1 protein-coding gene is annotated in these 480 nt (G+C 71.9%); it reads left to right on the top strand.

Going from position 1 to position 480, the window contains the following annotated elements; translation table 11 throughout:
• Nucleotides 1-480 (top strand): hypothetical protein (locus G6O68_RS32095; RefSeq protein WP_165253844.1); only part of this gene is annotated, 480 nt, incomplete at both ends.

Raw genomic sequence — 480 nt, 5'->3', positions numbered from 1 at the left:
TGGGACCGAGCTGTTCCTGGACCAGGCGACGACGTGGGACCAGGCGTTCCAAGACCTGAACGCCTCCAGCGCCGAGGTCGACAGGGCCAGCCGGAAGCTGTGCCGCAGGCCGCCGGGGTACTGGCGAGACCAACTGCCCGCGATCCTCGCCGCGATCGAGGAGGAGCGGGGGGCGAACCTCGCCCAGGGCCAGATCGCCGACCCCCACGGATACTCCGACCGCGAGACGGCCGCCGTCGCGAGCCGGACCTGCGAGGTCTGCCACGGCGGGGGACTCGTGACGGTGTTCCACCGCGGCTACGACGGCGATCCGACGCTGCACGTCGTCAACTCCGACGGCTCGACCTCGCGGATCAAGAGCCGGTTCGCCCTGGCCTGCCTCTGCCCGCTGGGCCGCTGGATCCTCGCGGCCAACCTCCGCTCCGCATCGATGCCGAAGTACGCCGGCCCCGAGGCCGAACGGATCCGGGCCGAGGCGAA

Source organism: Paludisphaera soli (genome assembly GCF_011064595.1).
GTDB lineage: Bacteria > Planctomycetota > Planctomycetia > Isosphaerales > Isosphaeraceae > Paludisphaera > Paludisphaera soli.
The sequence above is the reverse complement of the archived record's forward strand: the minus strand, read 5'-3'. Positions and strand labels throughout refer to the sequence as shown.